This is a genomic window from Enterobacter sp. 50793107, from assembly GCF_001463365.1.
GTDB classification, from domain to species: domain Bacteria; phylum Pseudomonadota; class Gammaproteobacteria; order Enterobacterales; family Enterobacteriaceae; genus Enterobacter; species Enterobacter cloacae.
Window position 1 is genome coordinate 124,127 of record NZ_LNII01000075.1, and the last position, 22,740, is coordinate 146,866.

Genomic DNA, 22,740 nt, shown 5'->3' on the forward strand with positions numbered 1-22,740 from the left:
GTACCACAAGGAGGGGCGATGAATATTCCAGGCGATGAACTGTATACCTTGCTGAATACGGCGCTGAAAAACCGCGGACAAGAGACGCTGCAGCGCACGCTTTATCTTTCATTGCGGGAGTACATATTGTCCGGCAGGTTACAGTCCGGTAGTCGCCTGTCTGGTTCCAGAACGCTGGCCGGGCATCTCTCCCTTTCCCGAAACACCGTTAATGGGGCACTGGAACAGCTCACCCTCGAAGGGTATCTGTTGCGTAGCCGCCAGGGAACGCGGGTGGCACCGCTGGCGGCCCGTCAGCTCGCGCAGGATTTACCGGCACCTGCGGTTGCGCTTGCCGGGCGGGTTAGCGCACTGCCTGCCCCTGTACCGCGTAGCACGCCGGTTCTGGCCTTTACGCCGGGGACACCGGCCATCAACTATTTTCCCTTGCCGCTCTGGCGGCGCCTGTACGATCGCGTGTTGCGGGAGGAGGGAAGTGCCCTGTTGGGCTACGGCGATCCCGCCGGGGAACCTGCTTTGCGGGCGGCCATTGCCCGCCACCTTGCGCTTTCCCGCGGGATTGACTGCGACGCCAGCCAGATTGTGATCACCGAAGGCGCACTGGAAGGTGTGAACCTCTGCACCCTGCTATTGAGTGAGCCGGGCGATGTTGCCTGGGTGGAAGATCCCGGCTATGCCGGCGCAAAAAGCGCCTTTGTGAAAGCGGGTTTAGCCATAACGGGAATACCGGTTGATGGAGAGGGCATGTGCTGGGAAGGAACAGATGCGCCGTCCCCTTCGCTTATTTTTACTTCACCTTCACATCAGTTTCCGTACGGAAGTGTCCTCAGCGCGCGGCGGCGTCTGGCGTTACTGGATGTGGCGCGACAACATAACGCCTGGATTATCGAGGATGATTACGACAGCGAGTTTCGTTATAGCGGTGAGCCGGTACCGGCGATGCTGGGAATGATTAACCATGCGCCCGTTGTTTATCTGGGAACATTCAGCAAAACGTTATTCCCGTCGCTCAGAATGGGGTTTATGGTTTTCCCCCCGGCGCTGGCGAAAGCGGCACGCCCGGCCATCGGTTCGTTATTGCGCGGCGGGCATCGCGCCGAGCAGCGTACCCTGGCGCTGTTCATTGAAGAGGGCCACTATGCGCGCCATTTGGCAGCCATGCGTCGTCTCTATCGTAAACGCTACCGACAGCTGCGTGAGGCTCTGAATGCGGAGCTTCATGTACCACACCGGGTTCTGGCGGGGGAAGGGGGCATGCATCTGACGGTGGCGATTGACGGAATCGACGACAGGCAACTGGTGGAACAGGCCAGGGCGTATCAGCTGGCTCCAGCGGCATTGAGCGGGTATTACCTTGATACAAAACAGGGGCAGAGCGGTCTGGTATTAGGCTACGGGAACACATCGGCTTCACTGTATGCGTCGGCTATCCGACGCATACAGATACTGATCACGCAACAGCAGGGCGGGAAAGGGTAAAGACATCATAGAAAGAGAGCTGGCCTTTGGTTGAGACCATTTTTTGCAGTTTCTCTTTTTGTTCGGTTTCTACCGCAGGGGAGTGCAGAATGCTGTCGATCAGCTCCGGCGGGACAAAACGGGTGTTGTACCACTCGCCGTTGTAGCAGACCCGGAAATCGAGCACGTCGATATCTTCATAACGATAGCGCGGATGCACGTCAAAAAAGAAAAACGCGTTAAATACCACAAACAGCACCACAAGCAGCCAGACGGAGTCCACCAGCGTTTCGGATTTCAGCATGACAATCAGCGTTGCCAGCCAGGCGGCATACATTGCGACAAACAGGCCTGGATGTTTGCGAATAAAGCTAATGCTAAAGCGCGGGCGATTATCGCGCTTTTCGCGGATGTTGAGATCGTCGATGGTGGCGGTAAGCAGGCGCTGTATTTCGGTCATTTTTTGCCTTCATGATTGTTGAATACAGGGGATCTGCCTATTTTAGGGGAGCCATTTGACTGAAAAAAGTAACAGTTATGTGCTGAAAGACCATAACAGTTGGCTCCCCACACCTTCACAGCATTTTGATAATTTTCGCCGGATTACCCCCGACGACGGCATTGGCCGGGACATCTTTTGTCACCACAGCGCCGGAGGCGATCACCACATTATCCCCCACCGTGACGCCCGGGTTAATCACTGCCCGTCCGCCGATCCAGACATTATTGCCAATGCGCACGGGTTTACCGTATTCCACTCCGCTGTTGCGTTCTTCGGCATCCAGCGGGTGGGTGGCCGTATAAATATGCACGCCAGGCGCGAGCATACAGTTATCACCAATATGAATAGGGCAGACATCGAGCATCACGCAGTCGAAGTTAGCGTAAAATTCTTTGCCCAGGAAAATGTTATAGCCATAGTCACAACGGAAAGCTGGCTCAATATAAGCCCCTTCACTTTGCCCCAGCAGTTCCGCCAGAATCTTCTGGCGTTCTGTTTTCTCATCGGGGGCGGAGTGGTTATAGCGGTGAACCAGATGGCGGGCGCGCAGTCGGTCGGCCCGTAATGTTTCATCACCAGGACGGTAATGTTCACCCGCAATCATTTTCTGCTTTTCTACGCTCATAGGATGCCTCTCTGGGTTCGATTACCGCAGGGTAATCGGGATAAGCCAGAAAGGGAACGTTCCCGAAAAGCGCGTGTGACTAAAGTCACAACATTGTTGCTAATGATCACGTTTTACACGGAGACCTGGCTTTAACACCGGGATCGTAATTCGAAAGGTATAAACAACTAAGAGAGTGGCGTAGAACCTCTACAGACACACTGCAACAACTAACGGACAAATTTCCACACGGAAGGAGGGATTTTGTCATACAGTTTATTCATGGTCAGCTCGGCAAGGCGATGGTCAGCGGCTGAATAAAATACGGTCAGTTCATTATCAGAAAGCTCGTATTTATTTTTTTCAATCACGCGTTCGAGTGTGTCAATTGACTGACAACGTCGTAAGCGCATCAAATAATCGGTTTTTGTGAGTGGTTTATCAGACATAAATTCACCTTAGTCATTGTAATAATTTTAACAGGAAAGGCTAACCGGGTTAGCTCTGCTCACGTTGACGAAACAGCGGAATAGCCGGTTTCCAGATTTACGCCATTTCTGCAAATCCTGCGCGTTAATGCCGTAGCTGCTGAACAACATAAAGGTGTCATCCAGGTATTCGTCAATTTGCTCAATCAGTTTATTATCTTCATTGTACTTAATTTTATAATTAAGTGCGAAGGTCGCGATATGCTCTATCAACTCATTCAATTGCAAATTGATGGCCGATGTTGGATCGTTCACCCAGCCATGATTACTTTCATCAAGATTGGCAAGGCAGTCATGGTACAAGGATTCGCAGAGAAATTTCAACTGCGCGATATCATGCCTTTTTGGCGAGTACTCGTCCATAGCGCATCCCCTTCTGAGTGATTTCTTACTCACCGAACATCATTGTCGGGATGGATACAACCTACTTAGCTCTACGGGTGCTGTGCTCCTGTTCACTCTAACTATAAGCCACTCTGATCAGGATTTCACCGCGCTATTACGAAAAATTACAATTAAAATCAGAGTCTGCGAGCGTTTACGCAATAGTACATCCTAAGATGAACACTTTTATCCAAATTAACGCTGGTTTTTTTTCGCTTCCTTACGTTTCATTGATTTAGCGTAAACACGCGGAAAAAGTCCGGATTCAGAATTTTCTTTGTATGGACTTGTTATTAGGAATATTCCTAATAAGTTAAGCGGCGAAATGGAATTAAAACAATCCTGAGTTCGCCCATTAAGTTTTCTGCTAATTATGATATGCCTTTTAAACATGGCATAAAATAAATAAAACGACAATAAGCGTATTTTATGATTTTTTTCAGAAATGAAAAAGGCCGCTAATGCGGCCTTTTTATCATGTGAAACCGGTATCAGTGAGGTTCTACCGAATGACTGTGTTCAATATCTTCATTCTTCCGGCTGAAGCGGCGGCGAACCACCACAAAGAACACCGGTACGAAGAAGATAGCCAGTACGGTCGCGGTGATCATACCGCCCATTACCCCGGTACCTACCGCGTTCTGTGCGCCGGAACCCGCACCAGAGCTGATAACCAGCGGCAGTACCCCGAGGATAAATGCCAGTGAGGTCATCAGAATAGGGCGCAGACGCATACGAACAGCTTCAAGCGTGGCTTCGATCAGGCCTTTACCTTCTTTCTCCATCAGATCTTTGGCGAATTCGACGATAAGTATCGCGTTCTTCGCCGACAAGCCAATGGTTGTCAGCAGGCCTACCTGGAAGTACACGTCGTTGGTCAGCCCACGGAACGTTGCAGCCAGCAGCGCACCGATAACCCCCAATGGCACCACCAGCATAACGGAGAACGGAATTGACCAGCTCTCATACAGTGCCGCCAGACACAGGAACACCACAATCAGTGAAATGGCGTACAGGGCAGGGGCCTGGTTACCGGACAGACGTTCCTGATAGGACATACCGGTCCAGTCATAGCCAATACCCGCAGGCAGCTTGCTGGCTAACTCTTCCATCAGGTTCATGGCTTCACCGGTGCTTCGACCCGGCGCGGCCTGACCCAGAATTTCCATGGATGGCAGCCCGTTATAACGTTCCAGACGCGGTGAACCGTATTCCCAGCGCGACGTCGAGAAGGCTGAGAACGGCACCATCTGGCCATCGCTGCCGCGAACGTACCAGTTGTTGATATCGTTCGGCAACATACGGTATTGCGCTTCAGACATCACGTACACTTTCTTCACACGACCGCGGTCGATGAAGTCGTTAACGTAGCTACCGCCCCAGGCTGCGCCCAGTGTGGTATTGATGTCGCTGATGGATACACCCAGCGCCTGCGCTTTCTCCTGGTCGATGTCGATCTTGTACTGCGGCGTATCTTCCAGGCCGTTAGGACGCACGCCGACCAGCAGGTCAGGGTGTTTAGCCACTTCGCCAAACAGCTGGTTACGCGCCTGAGTCAGTTTCTCGTGGCCCAGACCGCCCTGGTCAATCAGCTGGAAGTCGAAACCGGTCGCCGTACCCAGTTCAACGATCGCTGGCAGGTTAAAGGCGAAGACCATCGCATCTTTAATCTGCGAGAAGGTGCCCATTGCACGGCCGGTGATCGCTTCAACCTTGTTCTCTTCGCCCGGACGTTCAGACCAGTCTTTCAGTGAAACGAAGGCGATACCGGTGTTCTGGCCACGACCCGCAAAGCCAAAGCCGTTAACCGCAAACACGGATTCAACGTTCGCTTTTTCTTTGGTGAGGTAGTAGTCCGTCACTTCATCCAGCACTTTCTGGGTACGTTCTTGCGATGCACCCGCCGGAAGCTGCGCCATCGTCAGGAATACGCCCTGGTCTTCATCTGGCAGGAACGAGCTTGGCAGACGAACGAACAGATAGGCCATGCCCACCACGATGATGATATAGAGCAGCAGATAACGACCGGTGCTGCGCAGAATGTTCCCTACGCTGTCGGTATAGTGGTGCGTACTCTTATCAAACATGCGGTTAAACCAGCCGAAGAACCCTTTGTGCTCGCCGTGACCGCCTTTCTGAATCGGTTTCAGCATGGTTGCACACAGCGCAGGCGTCAGGATCAACGCCACCAGCACCGACAGCGCCATCGCAGAAACGATAGTGATGGAGAACTGACGGTAAATCGCACCGGTAGAGCCCCCGAAGAACGCCATCGGAATAAATACGGCGGACAGCACCATCGCGATACCGACCAGCGCGCCCTGGATCTGGCCCATGGATTTACGGGTTGCTTCCTTCGGCGGCAGACCTTCTTCCGCCATGACGCGCTCGACGTTTTCTACCACCACGATGGCGTCATCCACCAGCAAGCCGATGGCGAGCACCATCCCGAACATCGTCAGGGTGTTTATCGAGTAGCCAAATATTGCCAGTATGGCGAAGGTTCCGAGCAAGACGACCGGTACGGCGATGGTTGGAATCAGCGTCGCGCGGAAGTTCTGCAGGAACAGATACATCACCAGGAAGACCAGGATGATCGCTTCTACCAGGGTTTTAACCACTTCGTGAATCGAAATTTTAACGAATGGCGTGGTGTCATACGGATAAACGATCTTCAGACCTGACGGGAAGAACGGTTCCATCTTCTTCAGTTCTGCACGGATAGCCGTTGCGGTGTCCAGGGCGTTAGCACCGGTCGCCAGTTTGATACCCAGACCAGAAGCTGGTTTGCCGTTAAACTTCGCAATGATGTCGTAGTTTTCGCCACCCAGCTCCACTTTTGCCACGTCACGCAGGCGAACCTGCGAACCGTCCTGATTCACTTTCAGCAGAATTTTGCTGAATTCATCGGCGGAGGTCAGACGGGTTTGCGCGATGATGGACGCGTTAAGCTGCTGGCCTTTCACCGGCGGCGTACCGCCTAACTGACCGGCTGCAACCTGGGCGTTCTGTGCTTTAATGGCGTTGATGACGTCAACCGGCGTCAGCTGGAAGTTGTTCAGTTTATTCGGGTCCATCCAGATACGCATCGCGTACTGGGAACCAAACAGCTGAACGTCACCCACACCTGAAGTACGGCTAATAGCGTCCTTCATGTTGGCGCCCACGTAGTCGGAAATATCCTCCTGCGTCATGGTGCCGTTGGTGTTGATAACGCCAACAACCATCAGGAAGCTACTGGACGATTTCTCGACGCTCACACCCTGCTGTTGTACTTCCTGCGGCAGCAGCGGCATCGCCAGCTGCAGTTTGTTCTGCACCTGAACCTGCGCGATGTCAGCATCAGTACCAGACTCGAAGGTCAGGGTGATCTGAACCGTACCGGTGGAGTCACTGTTTGAGGACATGTACATCAGGTTATCGATACCGTTCATGTTCTGTTCGATAACCTGCGTAACGGTATCCTGCACCGTTTTCGCATCCGCCCCCGGGTAGGTTGCGGAGATCGTCACCGCCGGTGGCGCAATGGTCGGATATTGCGCAACAGGCAGCTTCAGGATCGCAAGTCCCCCGGCCAGCATGATAATAATGGCGATCACCCATGCGAATATGGGGCGATCGATAAAGAAATTAGGCATGTCTTAACGGCTCCTGTTTAAGTTAAGACTTGGTTTGTTCTGACTGGCCAGCGGCCGAAGCTTGTTGTTTATCGTCAGACTTCACTTCCTGTGCTTTAACCTGCGCGCCAGGACGAACTTTTTGCAAACCAGTAACAATCACGCGATCGCCATCTTTCAGACCGTCCGTCACCAGCCATTTATCGCCAATCGCCTGCGTAGCAGTGATATTGCGCATTTCGACTTTGTCACCAGCGCCAACAACCAGTGCGCTCGCATCGCCGCGTGGCGTACGGGTCACACCCTGCTGTGGAACCAGAAGTGCGGTTGGGTTAGTGCCTTCTTCCAGACGTGCGCGAACGAACATACCTGGCAACAGGGTGTGGTCAGGGTTCGGGAAGATCGCACGTAAGGTGATGGAACCGGTGGTCTGGTCGACCGTTACGTCAGAGAATTCCAGCGTACCCGCCTGTGGATATTTGATGCCGTCGTTAGTGACCAGCTCCACTTTGGCTTTGCCGTTCTCCTGCTTCAGGGTGCCGTTTGCCAGCTCTTGTTTCAGTCGCAGGAAATCGTTGCTGGACTGCGTCACGTCAACGTAGATCGGATCAAGCTGCTGCACGGTTGCCATCGCTGTGGCCTGACCGTTTTGCACCAGTGCCCCTTCCGTCACGGAGGATTTACCAATACGACCGCTGATAGGGGAGGTCACTTTGGTATAGGCCAGGTTGATGCGCGCGGTTTCGACAGCCGCTTTTGCTGCCACAACGGCCGCGTTAGCCTGCTGTGCATCCGCCAGGGCTGTGTCGTAGTCCTGTTGGCTGATGTACTGCGTACCGAGCAGTTTTTTGTAACGATTCAACGTCAGCTGAGAGATTTTGGCCGCCGCTTCCGCTTTCGCCAGGTCGCCTTTCGCGCTTTCATACGACGCCTGATACGTTGCGGGATCAATCTGATAAAGAGACTCACCGGCTTGCACATCGCCGCCTTCGGTAAAGTTACGTTTCAGGATAATGCCGCTCACCTGAGGACGAACTTCTGCAATGCGATAAGCACTTGTGCGGCCAGGCAATTCGGTGGTGATCTGAAGAGGTTCGGATTTGAGCGTCACAACGCCAACTTCTGGCATCTGCTGCGCTCCTTGTTGAGCCTGTTTGTCGTCACATCCTGTAAGCGCTAAGCTGCCTGAGAGCATCAGAACGACCGCCAGAGGCGTTAACCCTCTGTTTTTGTTCATATGTAAACCTCGAGTGTCCGATTTCAAATTGATCAATGGTCCTGAGTCCAAAAACCCATTGCTGCGTTTATATTATCGTCATGCTATGGTACATACATTCACAAATGTATGTAAATCTGACGCCTGTAAATTCACCCACTTATGGCACGAAAAACCAAACAACAAGCGCTTGAAACCCGACAACACATTCTGGATGTGGCAATCCGCTTATTTTCTCAGCAAGGTGTTTCGTCAACCTCGCTGGCACAGATTGCTCAGGCCGCTGGCGTTACGCGGGGAGCGATTTACTGGCATTTTAAAGACAAGTCAGATCTGTTCAGTGAAATCTGGGAGCTTTCAGAGTCCAGCATTAGCGATCTCGAGAGTGAGTATCGGGCAAAATTCCCTGACGATCCACTCTCAGTATTAAGAGAAATATTAGTATATATCCTTGAAGCGACGGTAGTTGAAGAGCGCCGTCGGTTAATGATGGAAATTATTTTCCATAAATGTGAGTTTGTGGGAGAGATGGCTGTCGTGCAGCAGGCGCAGCGCAGCCTTAGCCTGGAAAGCTATGACCGCATTGAACAGAACCTGAACCAGTGCATGCAGGCTAAACTGCTACCGGCCAATCTCCTGACCCGCCGGGCGGCTATTCTGATGCGCAGCTACATTTCGGGCCTGATGGAAAACTGGCTTTTCGCCCCGCAATCCTTTGACTTAAAAGCGGAAGCCCGCAGCTACGTGGCGATTTTACTGGAAATGCTACAACTCTGCCCGACGCTGCGCAGCGACGCGCCTTCGCTCACTGCCTGAGCCATTTCCAGGATTTATCTCAGAGGCTCACGTTCGCGCTATTCTGCTTCAGGCGAGCGTGATATTCTGCACGCCGGACTATTTTCGGTCATCTTCTGACATCACTCACGACTATGCTGCACACCAATCGCTCGCAACATCCTGTTCTTGCACTACTCTTCGCGACGCTGTTTTTCTTCGCAACGGCACCGCTTTCCTGGGCCCGCGCCGATAACGGCAATGACATTCCATCACGTGCTGATGTTCAGTCGCAGCTCGACGCCCTGAATAAACAAAAAGATCTCACGCCTCAGGACAAACTCGTTCAGCAGGATCTGACGGAAACGCTGGAATCACTGGATAAAATCGATCGCGTTAAAGCGGAAACCACCCAGCTTCGTCAGAAGGTGGCGCAGGCGCCTGAAAACATGCGTAAAGCAACGGATTCGCTAAATGCCCTGAGCGACGTAGATAACGACGACGAAACGCGCAAAACGCTGGCAACGCTGTCGCTGCGTCAGCTGGAGTCGCGCGTCGCGCAACTGCTCGACGACCTGCAAACCGCACAGTCGGATCTCGCCACCTACAACAGTCAGCTTGTCTCTTTGCAGACTCAGCCCGAGCGCGTACAAAACGCAATGTACGCCGCGTCTCAGCAGCTGCAGCAAATCCGCAACCGCCTGAACGGTACCACGGTGGGTGAAGGCACGCTGCGCCCGACGCAGCAAACGCTGCTGCTGGTTCAGCAGTCGTTACTGAATGCGCAAATTGAACAGCAGCGTAAAAGCCTGGAAGGGAATACGGTGCTGCAGGACACGCTACAAAAACAGCGTGATTACGTGACCGCTAACATTAACCGTCTGGAACACCAGCTTCAGCTGTTGCAGGAGGCGGTGAACAGCAAGCGCCTGACGCTGACGGAAAAAACCGCCCAGGAGGCGGTATCGCCGGACGAAACCGCCCGCATCCAGGCCAATCCGCTGGTGAAGCAGGAGCTCGACGCGAACCATCAGCTGAGCGAGCGCCTGATTCAGGCGACCGAAAACGGTAACTCGCTGGTTCAACAGAACATTAAAGTTAAAAACTGGCTGGACCGCGCGCTCCAGGCGGAACGTAACATCAAAGAGCAAATTGCGGTGCTGAAAGGCAGCCTTCTGCTGTCACGCATTCTTTATCAGCAACAGCAGACGCTGCCCTCTGCCGACGAGCTGGAGGACATGACCAACCGCATTGCGGATTTACGTCTGGAACAGTTTGACGTCAACCAGCAGCGCGATGCCCTTTTCCAGAGCGATACCTTTGTCGCCAAAATAGAAGAGGGCCACTCCAGTGAAGTGAACCCGGAAGTGCACGACGCACTGTTGCAGGTGGTGGATATGCGCCGCGAGCTGCTTGACCAGCTCAATAAACAGCTGGGTAATCAGCTGATGATGGCGATTAACCTGCAGATCAACCAGCAGCAGCTGGTGAGCGTTTCTAAAAGTCTGCAGGAGATTTTAACCCAGCAGATTTTCTGGGTTAACAGCAACAAACCGATGGACTGGGACTGGATTAAATCCTTCCCCGAAACGCTGAAAACGCAGATTAAAAGCATGAAAATCACCGGGAACTGGGAGAAAGCCTGGCCCGCGATGATGATTGCCTTCCTGGCGGGATTACCGCTGCTGCTGATTGCGGGCGTGATCCGCTGGCGTCTGGGATGGCTGAAGAACTATCAGGCGAAGCTGGCCTCAGAAGTGGGGCAACTGCGAAATGACAGCCAGCTGCATACGCCAAAAGCGATTCTGATCGATCTCATTCGCGCGCTGCCGGTGTGCCTGATCATCCTTGCTGTTGGCCTGATCCTGCTCACCATGCAGCTCAACGTCAGCGATTTGCTGTGGGCTTTCAGTAAAAAGCTGGCCCTGTTCTGGCTGGTGTTTGGTCTGTGCTGGAAGGTGCTGGAAAAAGACGGCGTGGCGGTGCGTCACTTCAATATGCCGCAGCAACTGACCAGCCACTGGCGTCGTCAGATTGTCCGCATCAGCCTGGCGCTCCTGCCGCTGCACTTCTGGTCGGTGGTTTCCGAGCTTTCTCCGCTGCATCTGATGGATGACGTTCTGGGTCAGCTGGTCATTCTGCTGAACCTGCTGCTGATTGCCATCCTGATGTGGCCGATGTGCCGCGATAGCTGGCGTGATAAAGAGTCCCACAACCTGCGCCTCGCCACCGTCACGGTGCTGGCAATCATTCCGCTGGCGCTGATGGTGCTCACGGCGACGGGCTACTTCTACACCACGCTGCGTCTGTCCGGCCGCTGGATAGAAACCGTCTATCTGGTGATTGTCTGGAACCTGCTCTACCAGACCGTGCTGCGCGGCTTGAGCGTGGCGGCTCGCCGTATCGCTTATCGCCGCGCCATTGCGCGTCGTCAGCATCAGGTGAAAGAGGGCGCCGAAGGCGCGGAGCCGCAGGAAGAGCCGACCATCGCGCTGGAGCAGGTTAACCAGCAGACGCTGCGTATCACCATGCTGGTGATGATTGCCCTGTTCGCGGTGATGTTCTGGGCCATCTGGTCTGATTTGATTACCGTCTTTGCCTATCTCGACAGTATCACCCTCTGGCAGTACAGCGGGACCGAAGCAGGCGCTGCGGTGATGAAGAGCGTCACCATGGGCAGCCTGCTGTTTGCGGTGGTGTCGTCGATGGTGGCCTGGGCGCTGATTCGAAACCTGCCGGGTCTGCTGGAGGTGCTGGTGCTGTCGCGCCTGAACCTGCGTCAGGGGGCGTCCTATGCCATTACCACCATCCTCAACTACGTCATTATTATTGTCGGGGCGATGACGGTCTTCGGCTCGCTGGGCGTGTCATGGGACAAACTGCAGTGGCTGGCGGCAGCGCTCTCTGTGGGTCTCGGTTTTGGCCTGCAGGAGATTTTCGGTAACTTCGTTTCCGGCCTGATCATCCTGTTCGAACGTCCGGTGCGAATTGGCGATACGGTGACCATCGGGACCTTCTCCGGTACCGTCAGCAAGATCCGCATTCGTGCGACCACCATTACCGACTTCGATCGCAAAGAGGTGATCATCCCGAACAAAGCGTTCGTGACCGAGCGTTTGATCAACTGGTCGCTCTCTGATACGACGACGCGTGTGGTGATCCGCCTCGGCGTAGCCTACGGTTCGGATCTGGATAAGGTGAAAGAGGTATTGCTGAAGGCCGCAAAAGAGCATCCAAAGGTTATGCACGAGCCGGCGCCAGACGTCTTTTTCACCACCTTCGGGGCGAGCACGCTGGATCACGAGCTGCGTTTATACGTGCGTGAGCTTCGCGATCGCAGCTACACCGTGGATGAACTGAACCGCTCCATCGACCGTCTGTGCCGTGAAAACAATATCAATATTGCTTTCAACCAGCTTGAGGTTCACCTGCATAACGAGAAAGGTGACGAGCATACGGAAGTGAAGCGTGAGATTAAGGGTGACGATCCGACTCCCGCCTGAACTATTTTCCCTCTCCCTGTGGAAGAGGGTTAGGGTGAGGGCAACCGGCCTTCACCTTTCCCTCAAAATCCCGCCGCACAATCTCCAGTGCCTTCAGCACCGTCTCAGCCGGGATCTCATGATTCTCCAGCAGCATAATCAAATCGACGGCCAGTTTGACCTCATCGGGGGCATTTTCCAGCGACATGTATGGCTCCTTTTAACGGGTCAGGCGTTCAATGACGCGTTCGATCTCATCCAGCGCATGACGGCAACGGACAAGACGTCCATCCAGCGCGTCGATTTCGCGCATCAATAACTGCTGCTCTTCCAGCGTTTCACTGTTGTTCAGACGTGCTTCCCGCTCGCGCTTCATCTCAAACAGACGGCGTTCAAACTCCTGGTGCTCCAGCCGTTTTCGCTGCCATTTACCGAGGCCGGGAGACGCGCTATCCCAGGTACGCAGGGGCCAGGCTGCGATCTCCCGGTGCAAGGCGGTGATCTGACTGGTGAGATGCTCCGCAAGCCAGGCCACCTGCTCATGTTTACCGTCATTCACGGCCTGTCGCAGTTCGTCGAGGTTGGTCTGCGCCTCATCAAGATAGTCTTTCATCAGCGTACTTCGCGTATGAAATAACTGCCGGTCAAAGCGCGGTTTGAGCGTCGCATGCTGCATCAACGGTGACGCCTGCGTGCGCAGGGCAACGAGCTGATTTTGCAGCGTCTCTAAAAGCAGGGCTATTTTCAAGGCGCGCTCCAGTGGTAAAGTAGCCGTTCAGTTTGATAACGATTCGCATTATGCAGCGTACTATTTTAATCATCATTGGCTGGCTGGCGGTAGTGTTAGGCACCCTGGGCGTGGTTTTGCCACTTTTGCCCACGACGCCGTTTATTCTGCTGGCAGCCTGGTGTTTTGCCCGCTCATCCCCGCGTTTTCATCACTGGCTGCTGTATCGCTCGTGGTTTGGCGGCTATCTGCGCCACTGGCAGAAACACCGGGCCATGCCGCCTGGCGCAAAGCCGCGTGCGATTGCAGTCATCCTCATCACCTTCGCCATTTCATTATGGCTGGTGAAAATGATGTGGGTGCGGATCCTGCTGCTGGTTATCCTGACCTGCCTGCTTATCTTCATGTGGCGGATCCCCGTGGTTGATGAAAAGCAACAAAAGCACTGAAGCCTTATAATGGCTGTTGCAATTATTGTGCGCAGCCAGTAAATTCGACCGTTTTCGAGCACAGGCGCGCCTGGTTAAAGGTTAAACAATTGTTACCTTTACCGCCTCTTTGCGCGCTGTGAGTAACACTGTTTCATTTAGGCACAAACCGATGACCGCAACTGCACAGCAGCTTGAATATCTGAAAAACAGCATCAAAAGCATCCAGGACTATCCAAAACCTGGCATTCTTTTCCGTGATGTCACCAGCTTGCTGGAAGACCCGAAAGCGTACGCGCTCAGCATTGAACTGCTGGTAGAGCGTTATAAAAACGCCGGGATCACCAAAGTAGTAGGTACCGAAGCCCGTGGCTTCCTGTTTGGCGCACCGGTGGCGCTGGCAATGGGCGTAGGTTTTGTGCCAGTGCGTAAGCCGCGCAAACTGCCGCGTGAAACCATCGCGGAGAGCTATGAGCTGGAATACGGCACCGATCAGCTGGAAATCCACGTCGATGCCATTAAGCCTGGCGACAAAGTGCTGGTGGTGGACGATCTGCTGGCAACCGGTGGCACTATCGAAGCGACCGTGAAGCTGATTCGTCGCCTGGGTGGTGAAGTGACCGATGCGGCCTTCATCATCAATCTGTTCGATCTGGGCGGCGAACAGCGCCTGGAAAAACAGGGTATTACCAGCTACAGCCTGGTGCCTTTCCCGGGTCATTAATCCCGTTTCTCACAACCTCGCTCAATGGGTGAGGTTGTGATAGCATTCCCCTCCATTAATTCACCTTCCAGCGTTGCAGAGCCTGCCCATGAGTTATCAGGTGTTAGCCCGTAAATGGCGACCACAAACCTTTGCCGACGTTGTCGGTCAGGAACATGTGCTGACGGCCCTGGCGAACGGCTTGTCGCTAGGTCGTATCCATCACGCCTATCTCTTCTCCGGTACCCGCGGCGTCGGTAAAACCTCTATTGCCCGTTTGCTGGCAAAAGGTCTGAACTGCGAAACCGGGATCACCGCCACGCCGTGTGGCGTGTGTGACAACTGCCGTGAGATCGAGCAGGGGCGCTTTGTCGATCTGATCGAGATCGACGCCGCCTCGCGCACCAAAGTTGAAGATACCCGTGACCTGCTGGATAACGTGCAGTACGCCCCGGCGCGTGGCCGCTTCAAGGTCTATCTGATCGATGAAGTGCACATGCTGTCACGTCACAGCTTCAACGCCCTGCTGAAAACGCTGGAAGAGCCGCCTGCGCATGTGAAATTCCTGCTGGCGACCACCGATCCGCAAAAGCTGCCGGTGACGATTCTGTCGCGCTGTTTGCAGTTCCATCTGAAGGCGCTGGACGTTGAACAGATCCGCACTCAGCTGGAACACATTCTCGACGAAGAGAACATTGTCCACGAGCCGCGCGCCCTGCAACTGCTGGCCCGTGCAGCGGACGGCAGCCTGCGCGATGCGCTCAGCCTGACGGATCAAGCCATTGCCAGCGGTGACGGTAAACTGTCGACGGAGGCGGTCAGCACCATGCTCGGCACGCTGGACGACGACCAGGCGCTCTCCCTGATTGAAGCCACGATCGCCGCGAACGGTGAGCGCGTCATGTCGCTGGTGAATGCCGCTGCAGCCCGTGGCGTCGAGTGGGAAGCCCTGCTGGTCGAGATGCTTAGCCTGCTGCACCGTGTAGCGATGCTTCAGCTCTCTCCGTCAGCAATGGGGGCGGATATGGCGGCCATTGAACAGCGGATGCGTGAACTTGCGCGAACCGTGCCGCCTGCTGACGTACAGCTTTATTACCAGACCTTGCTGATTGGCCGTAAAGAGCTGCCGTTTGCGCCGGATCCTAGAATGGGCGTTGAAATGACGCTGCTGCGTGCGCTGGCGTTCCACCCGCGTATGCCGCTGCCAGAGCCTGAAGTGCCCCGGCAGTCATTCGCCCCGACCGCTCCAACGGCAGTGATGTCCCCGCAGCAGGTGCCAGCACAGCCGGCAGCGCCGCCGCAAAATGTACCGCTGTCGGATGCCACCAGTTCGGTGCTTGCCGCCCGCAGCCAGTTGCAGCGAGCGCAGGGAGCAACCAAACCAAAAAAGAGTGAACCGGCAGCGCCAGGAAGAGCGCGGCCGGTTAACAACGCCGCGCTTGAACGACTGGCCTCGGTAACGGAGCGCGTACAGGCGCGCCCGGCACCGTCCGCGCTCGAGCAAAAAGCCCCGGTGAAAGAAGAGGCTTACCGCTGGAAGTCGACGACCATCGTCGAAGAGGTGAAGAAAGAGGTCGCCACGCCAAAAGCGCTGAAAAAAGCGCTGGAGCATGAAAAAACACCGGAGCTTTCCGCGAAGCTCGCGGAAGAGTCTATCGCGCGTGACGCCTGGGCCGCGGAGGTCAGTAAACTGCATTTGCCTAAGCTGGTCGAGCAGGTCGCGCTGAATGCCTGGAAAGAGCAGGACGGTAATCAGGTGCGTCTGCATCTGCGTCCCGGTCAACGGCACCTGAACTCCCCCGGCGCACAAAAAGCACTGGCGGAGGCGCTGGCCACATTGCAGGGTGCACCGGTTGAATTGACTATCATTGAAGATGATAATCCGGCGGTGCGAACGCCACTGGAGTGGCGCCAGGCCATTTATGAAGAGAAACTCGCGCAGGCGCGTGAGTCGATTATTGCGGATAACAACATCCAGACCCTGCGCCGGTTCTTCGACGCCGATCTGGATGAAGAGAGTATTCGCCCCATTTGATCGTGAGTCTGACTTACGGTTGTCATCGTTAAACGTGAAAGAGAGAGAAGCCTATGTTTGGTGGAAAAGGCGGTCTGGGTGGCCTGATGAAGCAGGCTCAGCAGATGCAGGAAAAAATGCAGAAGATGCAGGAAGAGATCGCTCAGCTGGAAGTCACGGGTGAATCCGGTGCCGGTCTGGTCAAGGTGACCATCAACGGTGCGCATAACTGCCGCCGCGTTGAAATCGATCCAAGCCTGCTCGAAGACGACAAAGAGATGCTGGAAGATCTGGTTGCAGCCGCGTTCAACGATGCCGCTCGCCGTATCGACGAAACCCAGAAAGAGAAAATGGCCTCTGTATCCAGCGGTATGCAACTGCCGCCGGGCTTCAAGATGCCGTTCTGATGCAAACCAGTCCGCTGCTCACGCAGTTAATGGAAGCGTTGCGCTGCCTGCCGGGCGTAGGCCCGAAGTCGGCGCAGCGTATGGCGTTTACGCTATTGCAGCGCGACCGCAGCGGCGGGATGCGCCTGGCGCAGGCTCTGACCCGCGCCATGTCAGAAATTGGTCACTGTGCGGATTGCCGTACTTTTACCGAGCAGGACGTCTGTAATATTTGCTCGAATCCGCGTCGTCAGGAGAACGGTCAGATTTGCGTGGTGGAGAGTCCGGCGGACATCTATGCCATCGAACAAACCGGGCAGTTCTCTGGCCGCTATTTCGTGCTGATGGGGCATCTCTCCCCGCTGGACGGTATTGGCCCGGATGATATCGGTCTTGATCGCCTTGAACAGCGTCTGGAGTCCGAGACCATCAAAGAGGTGATCCTCGCCACCAACCCCACGGTGGAAGGGGAGGCAACCGCCAACTACATCGCCGAGCTGTGCGCGCAGTACGGCGTTGACGCCAGCCGTATCGCTCACGGCGTGCCGGTTGGCGGCGAGCTGGAGATGGTTGACGGCACCACGCTGTCGCACTCTCTGGCCGGACGTCACAAGATTATTTTCTGACCAAACGGAGGCGGCATTCGCAGCCTCCGCTTGAAAATTTCCCTGCTTATCCCCATCTCTCCCTCAACGTTTTACAACCCCATTAAATGGCATTGTTGAGGTCGACTTAGATGAAAGGACAAGAAACCCGTGGTTTCCAGTCAGAAGTAAAACAGCTTCTGCACCTGATGATCCATTCCCTGTATTCCAACAAAGAAATCTTCCTGCGTGAGCTGATTTCCAACGCCTCCGATGCGGCGGACAAGCTGCGTTTCCGCGCGCTGTCTAACCCGGATCTGTATGAAGGCGACGGCGAGCTGCGCGTGCGCGTCTCTTTCAATAAAGAGAACCGTACCCTGACCATCGCCGATAACGGCATCGGCATGAACCGCGACGAGGTGATCGACCACCTCGGGACTATCGCCAAATCCGGGACCAAAGCGTTCCTGGAATCTATGGGCTCTGACCAGGCGAAAGACAGCCAGCTGATCGGCCAGTTCGGTGTGGGCTTCTATTCGGCGTTTATCGTGGCGGACAAAGTGACCGTGCGTACACGTGCGGCGGGCGACAGCGCGGAAAACGGCGTGTTCTGGGAATCTAAAGGTGAAGGTGAATACACCGTTGATGACATCACCAAAGCGGATCGCGGCACCGAAATCACCCTGCACCTGCGTGAAGGCGAAGACGATTTCCTGAACGACTGGCGCGTGCGCTCCATCATCAGCAAATATTCCGACCACATTGCCCTGCCGGTTGAGATTGAAAAACAGGAAGAGAAAGACGGTGAAACCGTGGTCTCTTGGGAGAAAATCAACAAGGCGCAGGCCCTGTGGACGCGCAATAAGGCTGAAATCAAGGACGACGAATACAACGAGTTCTACAAACACATCGCCCACGACTTTACCGATCCGCTGACCTGGAGCCATAACCGTGTGGAAGGTAAGCAGGAGTACACCAGCCTGCTGTATATCCCGTCGCAGGCGCCGTGGGATATGTGGAACCGCGATCACAAGCACGGTCTGAAGCTTTACGTTCAGCGTGTCTTCATCATGGACGACGCCGAGCAGTTCATGCCGAATTACCTGCGCTTTGTCCGTGGCCTGATAGATTCCAACGATCTGCCGCTGAACGTCTCCCGTGAAATTCTGCAGGACAGCACCGTGACCCGCAACCTGCGTAACGCGCTGACCAAACGTACGCTGCAGATGCTGGAAAAACTGGCGAAAGACGACGCGGAAAAATACCAGACCTTCTGGAAGCAGTTTGGCCTGGTGCTGAAAGAAGGCCCGGCGGAAGACACCGCGAACGTAGAAGCGATCGCCAAACTGCTGCGCTTTGCCTCTACGCACACTGACTCCTCCGCGCAGACCGTGTCGCTGGAAGAGTACGTTTCCCGCATGAAAGAAGGGCAGGAGAAGATCTACTACATCACCGCCGACAGCTACGCCGCGGCGAAGAGCAGCCCACACCTGGAGCTGCTGCGTAAGAAAGGCATCGAAGTGCTGCTGCTTTCTGACCGCATCGACGAGTGGATGATGAACTACCTGACCGAGTTCGACGGTAAGCCATTCCAGTCTGTTGCCAAAGCCGATGAATCCATCGACAAGCTGGCGGATGAAGTAGATGAAAGCGCGAAAGAAGCCGAGAAGGCGCTGGAGCCGTTCGTTAAGCGCGTGAAAACCCTGCTGGGCGATCGTGTGAAAGAGGTGCGCTTCACCCACCGTCTGACCGATACGCCGGCGATTGTGACTACCGATGCGGACGAAATGGGTACCCAGATGGCGAAACTGTTCGCCGCGGCAGGTCAGGCGATGCCAGAAGTGAAATATATCTTCGAGCTGAACCCGGATCACCCGCTGGTGAAACGCGCGGCGGATACCCAGGACGAAACCCGCTTTGCCGAGTGGGTTGAACTGCTGCTGGATCAGTCTCTGCTGGCCGAGCGCGGCACGCTGGAAGATCCTAACCTCTTCATTAAACGTGTGAATGCGCTGCTGCTGGCGTAATTGACCACGCCTCCCCTGGTCTTCTCCCTCTCCCCGTGGGAGAGGGCCGGGGTGAGGGCACCAGACCGCACTCCCCCAAATTATCTCCCCCCATTAACCGTTTCAGCCCTCCCGCCTTCCTTGAGCCGCATCCGTTCTGGTGGTATTGTTTAGCGCTTTTGAAAAATTGAATCGACTTTTGAGGGGATTTTCGCAATGCGTATTATTCTGCTTGGCGCTCCGGGCGCGGGTAAAGGAACTCAGGCTCAGTTCATCATGGAGAAATACGGTATTCCGCAAATCTCCACCGGTGATATGCTGCGCGCCGCTGTTAAATCTGGCTCTGAGCTGGGTAAACAAGCGAAAGACATCATGGACGCTGGCAAACTGGTGACCGACGAGCTGGTTATCGCTCTGGTCAAAGAGCGCATTGCTCAGGAAGACTGCCGTAACGGTTTCCTGCTGGACGGCTTCCCACGCACCATTCCTCAGGCTGACGCCATGAAAGAAGCGGGCATCAACGTAGACTACGTGCTGGAGTTCGACGTACCAGACGAGCTGATCGTTGATCGTATCGTTGGTCGCCGTGTGCACGCTGCTTCTGGCCGCGTTTACCACATTAAATTCAACCCACCTAAGGTTGAAGGTAAAGACGACGTAACCGGCGAAGAGCTGACCACCCGTAAAGACGATCAGGAAGAGACCGTGCGTAAGCGCCTGGTGGAATACCATCAGATGACTGCGCCGCTGATCGGCTACTACACCAAAGAAGCGCAGGCGGGTAACACCAAATACGCGAAAGTTGACGGCACTAAAGCCGTGGCTGACGTTCGTGCAGAGCTGGAAAAAATCCTCGGCTAATCGCACTGCTCTCACCCGGGGCCCCGGGTGAGAATATTTCTCATCTTACCTATTACAGCAATGGGTTCCGTTTAAACGCATTTCCGCTACAATTGACAACCATTCAAATGGTTAAGAGGCGTGAATGAGTCAGGCGAAAACCGGCATCCTGCTTGCCAATCTGGGCACCCCAGAAGCACCTACGCCAGAAGCGGTAAAACGCTATCTGCGACAATTTTTAAGCGACACGCGCGTTGTGGATACCCCAAGACTGCTGTGGTGGCCATTACTGCGTGGCGTGATTCTGCCCATTCGTTCACCGCGCGTCGCCAAACTCTATCAGTCTGTCTGGATGGAAGAGGGCTCGCCGCTGATGGTCTACAGCCGTCGTCAGGAGAAAGCGCTGGCTGCCCGCCTGCCGGATATGCCTGTCGCACTCGGCATGAGCTATGGCAAACCGTCTCTGGAAAGTGCGGTCGACGCGCTGCTGGCGCAGGGGGTTGAGCACATTGTGGTGCTGGCACTCTACCCGCAGTACTCCTGCTCGACAGTCGCTGCGGTGTGGGACGAACTGGCCCGCATTCTGGCGACCCGCCGCCGCATTCCGGGCGTGACCTTTATACGCGACTACGCCGATAACGAACTCTATATCAAAGCGCTTGCCAGCAGTGCCCGCGCGTCGTTTGAAAAACACGGCGAGCCGGATCTGCTGCTGTTGTCCTATCACGGCATTCCGCAGCGTTTCGCTAACGAAGGGGATGATTATCCGCAGCGCTGTCGCGATACCACGCGTGAGCTGGTGTCCGCGCTCGGCCTGCCGCCGGAGAAGGTGATGATGACTTTCCAGTCGCGCTTTGGTCGCGAGCCGTGGTTGACACCGTATACGGATGAAACCCTCAAAATGCTCGGCGAGAAAGGCGTGAAGCATATTCAGGTAATGTCGCCGGGCTTCTCGGCCGATTGCCTGGAAACGCTGGAGGAGATCGCGGTGCAAAACCGGGAGTTTTTCCTTGAGGCTGGCGGTGAGAAGTACGAGTACATTCCGGCACTTAATGACGCTCCGGAACATATCGACATGATGGTCTCGCTGGTGACCAACAGCCGCTGATCGCACTCTGGGCCGGGTTTGTGCTACCATTCCCGGCCCATATTCTATGCACAGTTCAGACCATGAAATTTCCCGGTAAACGCAAATCCAAACACTACTTCCCTGTTGATGCCCGCGATCCGCTCCTGCAGCAAATCCAGCCTGAAAATGAAACCAGCGCGGCATGGGTCGTCGGTATCGATCAGACGCTGGTGGACATTGAAGCGAAAGTGGATGATGCGTTTGTCGCCCGTTACGGTCTGAGCGCCGGCCACTCGCTGGTGATCGAAGACGACGTTGCGGAGGTGCTCTATCAGGAGCTGGTGCGTGACAACCTGATCACCCATCAGTTTGCCGGTGGCACCATCGGCAATACCATGCACAACTACTCCGTTCTGGCAGACGACCGCTCAGTGTTGCTCGGCGTGATGTGCAGCAACATCGAAATTGGTGGCTACGCCTACCGTTACCTGTGCAATACCTCCAGCCGTACCGATCTTAACTATCTGCAGGGTGTCGACGGCCCCATTGGCCGCTGCTTTACGTTGATCGGTGAATCCGGCGAGCGTACCTTTGCCATCAGCCCTGGCCACATGAACAAGCTGCGTGCCGAGAGCATTCCCGAAGAGGTGATTGCGGGCGCGTCGGCGCTGGTGCTCACCTCCTACCTGGTGCGCTGCAAGCCGGGCGAGCCGATGCCGGAAGCCACCATGAAGGCGATTGAGTACGCGAAAAAGTACGATGTGCCGGTGGTCCTGACGCTGGGAACAAAATTTGTGATTGCCGACAACCCGGAGTGGTGGCAGGCCTTCCTGAAAGAGCATGTCTCGATTCTGGCGATGAACGAAGAAGAAGCTGAGGCCCTCACCGGCGAGAGCGATCCGCTGCTGGCCTCCGATAAAGCGCTGGACTGGGTGGATCTGGTGCTCTGCACCGCCGGACCGGTAGGGCTGTATATGGCAGGCTTCACGGAAGAAGAGAGCAAACGCAAAACCCAGCATCCGCTGCTGCCTGGCGCCATCGCCGAGTTCAACCAGTATGAGTTCAGCCGTGGCATGCGTTATAAAGACTGTGTTAATCCGCTGCGGATCTACTCGCACATCGCCCCGTACATGGGCGGCCCGGAGAAGATCATGAACACCAACGGTGCGGGCGACGGTGCGCTGGCGGCGCTGCTGCATGACATCACCGCCAATGCCTACCACAAAACCAACGTGCCGAATTCCAGCAAACATAAGTTCAGCTGGCTCACCTATTCGTCGCTGGCGCAGGTGTGTAAATACGCGAACCGCGTCAGTTATCAGGTGCTGAACCAGCACTCCCCGCGCTTAACACGTGGCCTGCCGGAAAGGGAAGACAGCCTCGAAGAGGCGTACTGGGACAGGTAAAAGCAAAACGGCAACGTATGTTGCCGTTTTTAGTGTTTATTCCCTCTCCCGG

General features: G+C 55.1%; 20 protein-coding genes and 1 other annotated feature. Of the genes, 12 read left to right on the forward strand and 8 right to left on the reverse strand.

All coding sequences use genetic code 11. From position 1 onward, the window contains the following. Positions 1-18: 18 nt before the first annotated feature. A complete protein-coding gene (locus tag APU11_RS10970) occupies positions 19-1,479 on the forward strand; it encodes a PLP-dependent aminotransferase family protein (protein ID WP_058651634.1) in 1,461 nt (486 codons plus the stop codon). Here APU11_RS10970 and APU11_RS10975 read toward each other — a convergent pair. From APU11_RS10975 to acrA, 6 genes are all read right to left on the reverse strand, one after another. After that, entirely contained in the window at positions 1,451-1,918 is a 468-nt protein-coding gene (locus APU11_RS10975; protein ID WP_013095887.1) for a YlaC family protein, read from the reverse strand. The two genes, APU11_RS10970 and APU11_RS10975, sit on opposite strands and share 29 nt — an antisense overlap. Positions 1,919-2,033: 115 nt before the next feature. Continuing rightward, complete coding sequence (gene maa / locus APU11_RS10980) at positions 2,034-2,585, reverse strand: maltose O-acetyltransferase (RefSeq protein WP_013095888.1); 552 nt, start codon at positions 2,583-2,585, stop codon at positions 2,034-2,036. Positions 2,586-2,794: 209 nt separating this feature from the next. Continuing rightward, positions 2,795-3,013 carry an HHA domain-containing protein gene (locus APU11_RS10985; RefSeq protein ID WP_013095889.1) on the reverse strand — a complete coding sequence of 73 codons (219 nt, stop codon included), beginning with the start codon at positions 3,011-3,013 and terminating at the stop codon, positions 2,795-2,797. Positions 3,014-3,040: 27 nt separating this feature from the next. Next, positions 3,041-3,415, reverse strand: coding sequence for an Hha toxicity modulator TomB (gene tomB, locus APU11_RS10990; RefSeq protein WP_008499288.1), 375 nt, complete (start codon positions 3,413-3,415; stop codon positions 3,041-3,043). Positions 3,416-3,927: 512 nt separating this feature from the next. Next, positions 3,928-7,074 carry a multidrug efflux RND transporter permease subunit AcrB gene (gene acrB / locus APU11_RS10995; protein ID WP_013095890.1) on the reverse strand — a complete coding sequence of 1,049 codons (3,147 nt, stop codon included), beginning with the start codon at positions 7,072-7,074 and terminating at the stop codon, positions 3,928-3,930. 22 nt (positions 7,075-7,096) lie between these two features. After that, the gene (gene acrA, locus APU11_RS11000; RefSeq protein WP_023620093.1) at positions 7,097-8,290 is read right to left on the reverse strand and encodes a multidrug efflux RND transporter periplasmic adaptor subunit AcrA; all 1,194 of its coding nucleotides are present in this window, start codon (positions 8,288-8,290) and stop codon (positions 7,097-7,099) included. 141 nt (positions 8,291-8,431) lie between these two features. Here acrA and acrR point away from each other — a divergent pair, with 141 nt between their 5' ends. After that, positions 8,432-9,085: a multidrug efflux transporter transcriptional repressor AcrR gene (gene acrR, locus APU11_RS11005; RefSeq protein WP_013095892.1), complete on the forward strand. Its 654-nt coding sequence runs from the start codon at positions 8,432-8,434 to the stop codon at positions 9,083-9,085. A gap of 113 nt (positions 9,086-9,198) precedes the next feature. Next, on the forward strand, positions 9,199-12,546 hold the full coding sequence (gene mscK / locus APU11_RS11010; protein ID WP_058651635.1) for a mechanosensitive channel MscK: 3,348 nt from the start codon (positions 9,199-9,201) through the stop codon (positions 12,544-12,546). Between the two features lies 1 nt (position 12,547). On the opposite strand, the gene rsmS is transcribed toward mscK, so the two are convergent. Together rsmS and priC are read right to left on the reverse strand one after the other, a co-directional pair. Next, a complete protein-coding gene (gene rsmS / locus APU11_RS11015) occupies positions 12,548-12,733 on the reverse strand; it encodes a pleiotropic regulatory protein RsmS (protein ID WP_023620091.1) in 186 nt (61 codons plus the stop codon). A gap of 12 nt (positions 12,734-12,745) precedes the next feature. Next, positions 12,746-13,273, reverse strand: a complete 528-nt coding sequence (gene priC / locus APU11_RS11020; protein WP_058651636.1) for a primosomal replication protein N'' — start codon at positions 13,271-13,273, stop codon at positions 12,746-12,748. 50 nt (positions 13,274-13,323) lie between these two features. On the opposite strand from priC, the gene APU11_RS11025 reads away from it, so the two are divergent. The 9 genes from APU11_RS11025 (at position 13,324) to APU11_RS11065 (ending at position 22,688) form a co-directional block, all read left to right on the forward strand. Then, positions 13,324-13,701, forward strand: coding sequence for a DUF454 family protein (locus APU11_RS11025; RefSeq protein WP_013095896.1), 378 nt, complete (start codon positions 13,324-13,326; stop codon positions 13,699-13,701). Between the two features lie 151 nt (positions 13,702-13,852). Beyond that, on the forward strand, positions 13,853-14,404 hold the full coding sequence (gene apt / locus APU11_RS11030; RefSeq protein WP_000127359.1) for an adenine phosphoribosyltransferase: 552 nt from the start codon (positions 13,853-13,855) through the stop codon (positions 14,402-14,404). 88 nt (positions 14,405-14,492) lie between these two features. Continuing rightward, positions 14,493-16,418 carry a DNA polymerase III subunit gamma/tau gene (gene dnaX / locus APU11_RS11035; RefSeq protein ID WP_020685009.1) on the forward strand — a complete coding sequence of 642 codons (1,926 nt, stop codon included), beginning with the start codon at positions 14,493-14,495 and terminating at the stop codon, positions 16,416-16,418. Next, positions 15,748-15,812, forward strand: a sequence feature (DnaX frameshifting element). It overlaps the preceding gene by 65 nt. A gap of 53 nt (positions 16,419-16,471) precedes the next feature. Continuing rightward, on the forward strand, positions 16,472-16,804 hold the full coding sequence (locus APU11_RS11040; protein WP_003858972.1) for a YbaB/EbfC family nucleoid-associated protein: 333 nt from the start codon (positions 16,472-16,474) through the stop codon (positions 16,802-16,804). Further along, complete coding sequence (recR, locus tag APU11_RS11045; RefSeq protein ID WP_013095898.1) at positions 16,804-17,409, forward strand: recombination mediator RecR; 606 nt, start codon at positions 16,804-16,806, stop codon at positions 17,407-17,409. The genes APU11_RS11040 and recR overlap by 1 nt, the downstream gene beginning before the upstream one ends. A gap of 110 nt (positions 17,410-17,519) precedes the next feature. After that, a complete protein-coding gene (gene htpG, locus APU11_RS11050) occupies positions 17,520-19,394 on the forward strand; it encodes a molecular chaperone HtpG (RefSeq protein WP_058651637.1) in 1,875 nt (624 codons plus the stop codon). Between the two features lie 195 nt (positions 19,395-19,589). Next, the gene (adk, locus tag APU11_RS11055; protein WP_006809841.1) at positions 19,590-20,234 is read left to right on the forward strand and encodes an adenylate kinase; all 645 of its coding nucleotides are present in this window, start codon (positions 19,590-19,592) and stop codon (positions 20,232-20,234) included. 124 nt (positions 20,235-20,358) lie between these two features. Then, entirely contained in the window at positions 20,359-21,321 is a 963-nt protein-coding gene (gene hemH, locus APU11_RS11060; RefSeq protein ID WP_013095900.1) for a ferrochelatase, read from the forward strand. 62 nt (positions 21,322-21,383) lie between these two features. Beyond that, positions 21,384-22,688: an inosine/guanosine kinase gene (locus APU11_RS11065; RefSeq protein WP_048970975.1), complete on the forward strand. Its 1,305-nt coding sequence runs from the start codon at positions 21,384-21,386 to the stop codon at positions 22,686-22,688. Positions 22,689-22,740 lie beyond the last annotated feature (52 nt).

Coding starts and splice junctions, on each gene's coding strand:
- APU11_RS10970 (WP_058651634.1), top strand. CDS start 19: ATGAATATTCCAGGCGATGAACTGTATACCTTGCTGAATACGGCGCTG.
- APU11_RS10975 (WP_013095887.1), bottom strand. CDS start 1,918: ATGACCGAAATACAGCGCCTGCTTACCGCCACCATCGACGATCTCAAC.
- maa (WP_013095888.1), bottom strand. CDS start 2,585: ATGAGCGTAGAAAAGCAGAAAATGATTGCGGGTGAACATTACCGTCCT.
- APU11_RS10985 (WP_013095889.1), bottom strand. CDS start 3,013: ATGTCTGATAAACCACTCACAAAAACCGATTATTTGATGCGCTTACGA.
- tomB (WP_008499288.1), bottom strand. CDS start 3,415: ATGGACGAGTACTCGCCAAAAAGGCATGATATCGCGCAGTTGAAATTT.
- acrB (WP_013095890.1), bottom strand. CDS start 7,074: ATGCCTAATTTCTTTATCGATCGCCCCATATTCGCATGGGTGATCGCC.
- acrA (WP_023620093.1), bottom strand. CDS start 8,290: ATGAACAAAAACAGAGGGTTAACGCCTCTGGCGGTCGTTCTGATGCTC.
- acrR (WP_013095892.1), top strand. CDS start 8,432: ATGGCACGAAAAACCAAACAACAAGCGCTTGAAACCCGACAACACATT.
- mscK (WP_058651635.1), top strand. CDS start 9,199: ATGCTGCACACCAATCGCTCGCAACATCCTGTTCTTGCACTACTCTTC.
- rsmS (WP_023620091.1), bottom strand. CDS start 12,733: ATGTCGCTGGAAAATGCCCCCGATGAGGTCAAACTGGCCGTCGATTTG.
- APU11_RS11025 (WP_013095896.1), top strand. CDS start 13,324: ATGCAGCGTACTATTTTAATCATCATTGGCTGGCTGGCGGTAGTGTTA.
- apt (WP_000127359.1), top strand. CDS start 13,853: ATGACCGCAACTGCACAGCAGCTTGAATATCTGAAAAACAGCATCAAA.
- dnaX (WP_020685009.1), top strand. CDS start 14,493: ATGAGTTATCAGGTGTTAGCCCGTAAATGGCGACCACAAACCTTTGCC.
- APU11_RS11040 (WP_003858972.1), top strand. CDS start 16,472: ATGTTTGGTGGAAAAGGCGGTCTGGGTGGCCTGATGAAGCAGGCTCAG.
- recR (WP_013095898.1), top strand. CDS start 16,804: ATGCAAACCAGTCCGCTGCTCACGCAGTTAATGGAAGCGTTGCGCTGC.
- htpG (WP_058651637.1), top strand. CDS start 17,520: ATGAAAGGACAAGAAACCCGTGGTTTCCAGTCAGAAGTAAAACAGCTT.
- adk (WP_006809841.1), top strand. CDS start 19,590: ATGCGTATTATTCTGCTTGGCGCTCCGGGCGCGGGTAAAGGAACTCAG.
- hemH (WP_013095900.1), top strand. CDS start 20,359: ATGAGTCAGGCGAAAACCGGCATCCTGCTTGCCAATCTGGGCACCCCA.
- APU11_RS11065 (WP_048970975.1), top strand. CDS start 21,384: ATGAAATTTCCCGGTAAACGCAAATCCAAACACTACTTCCCTGTTGAT.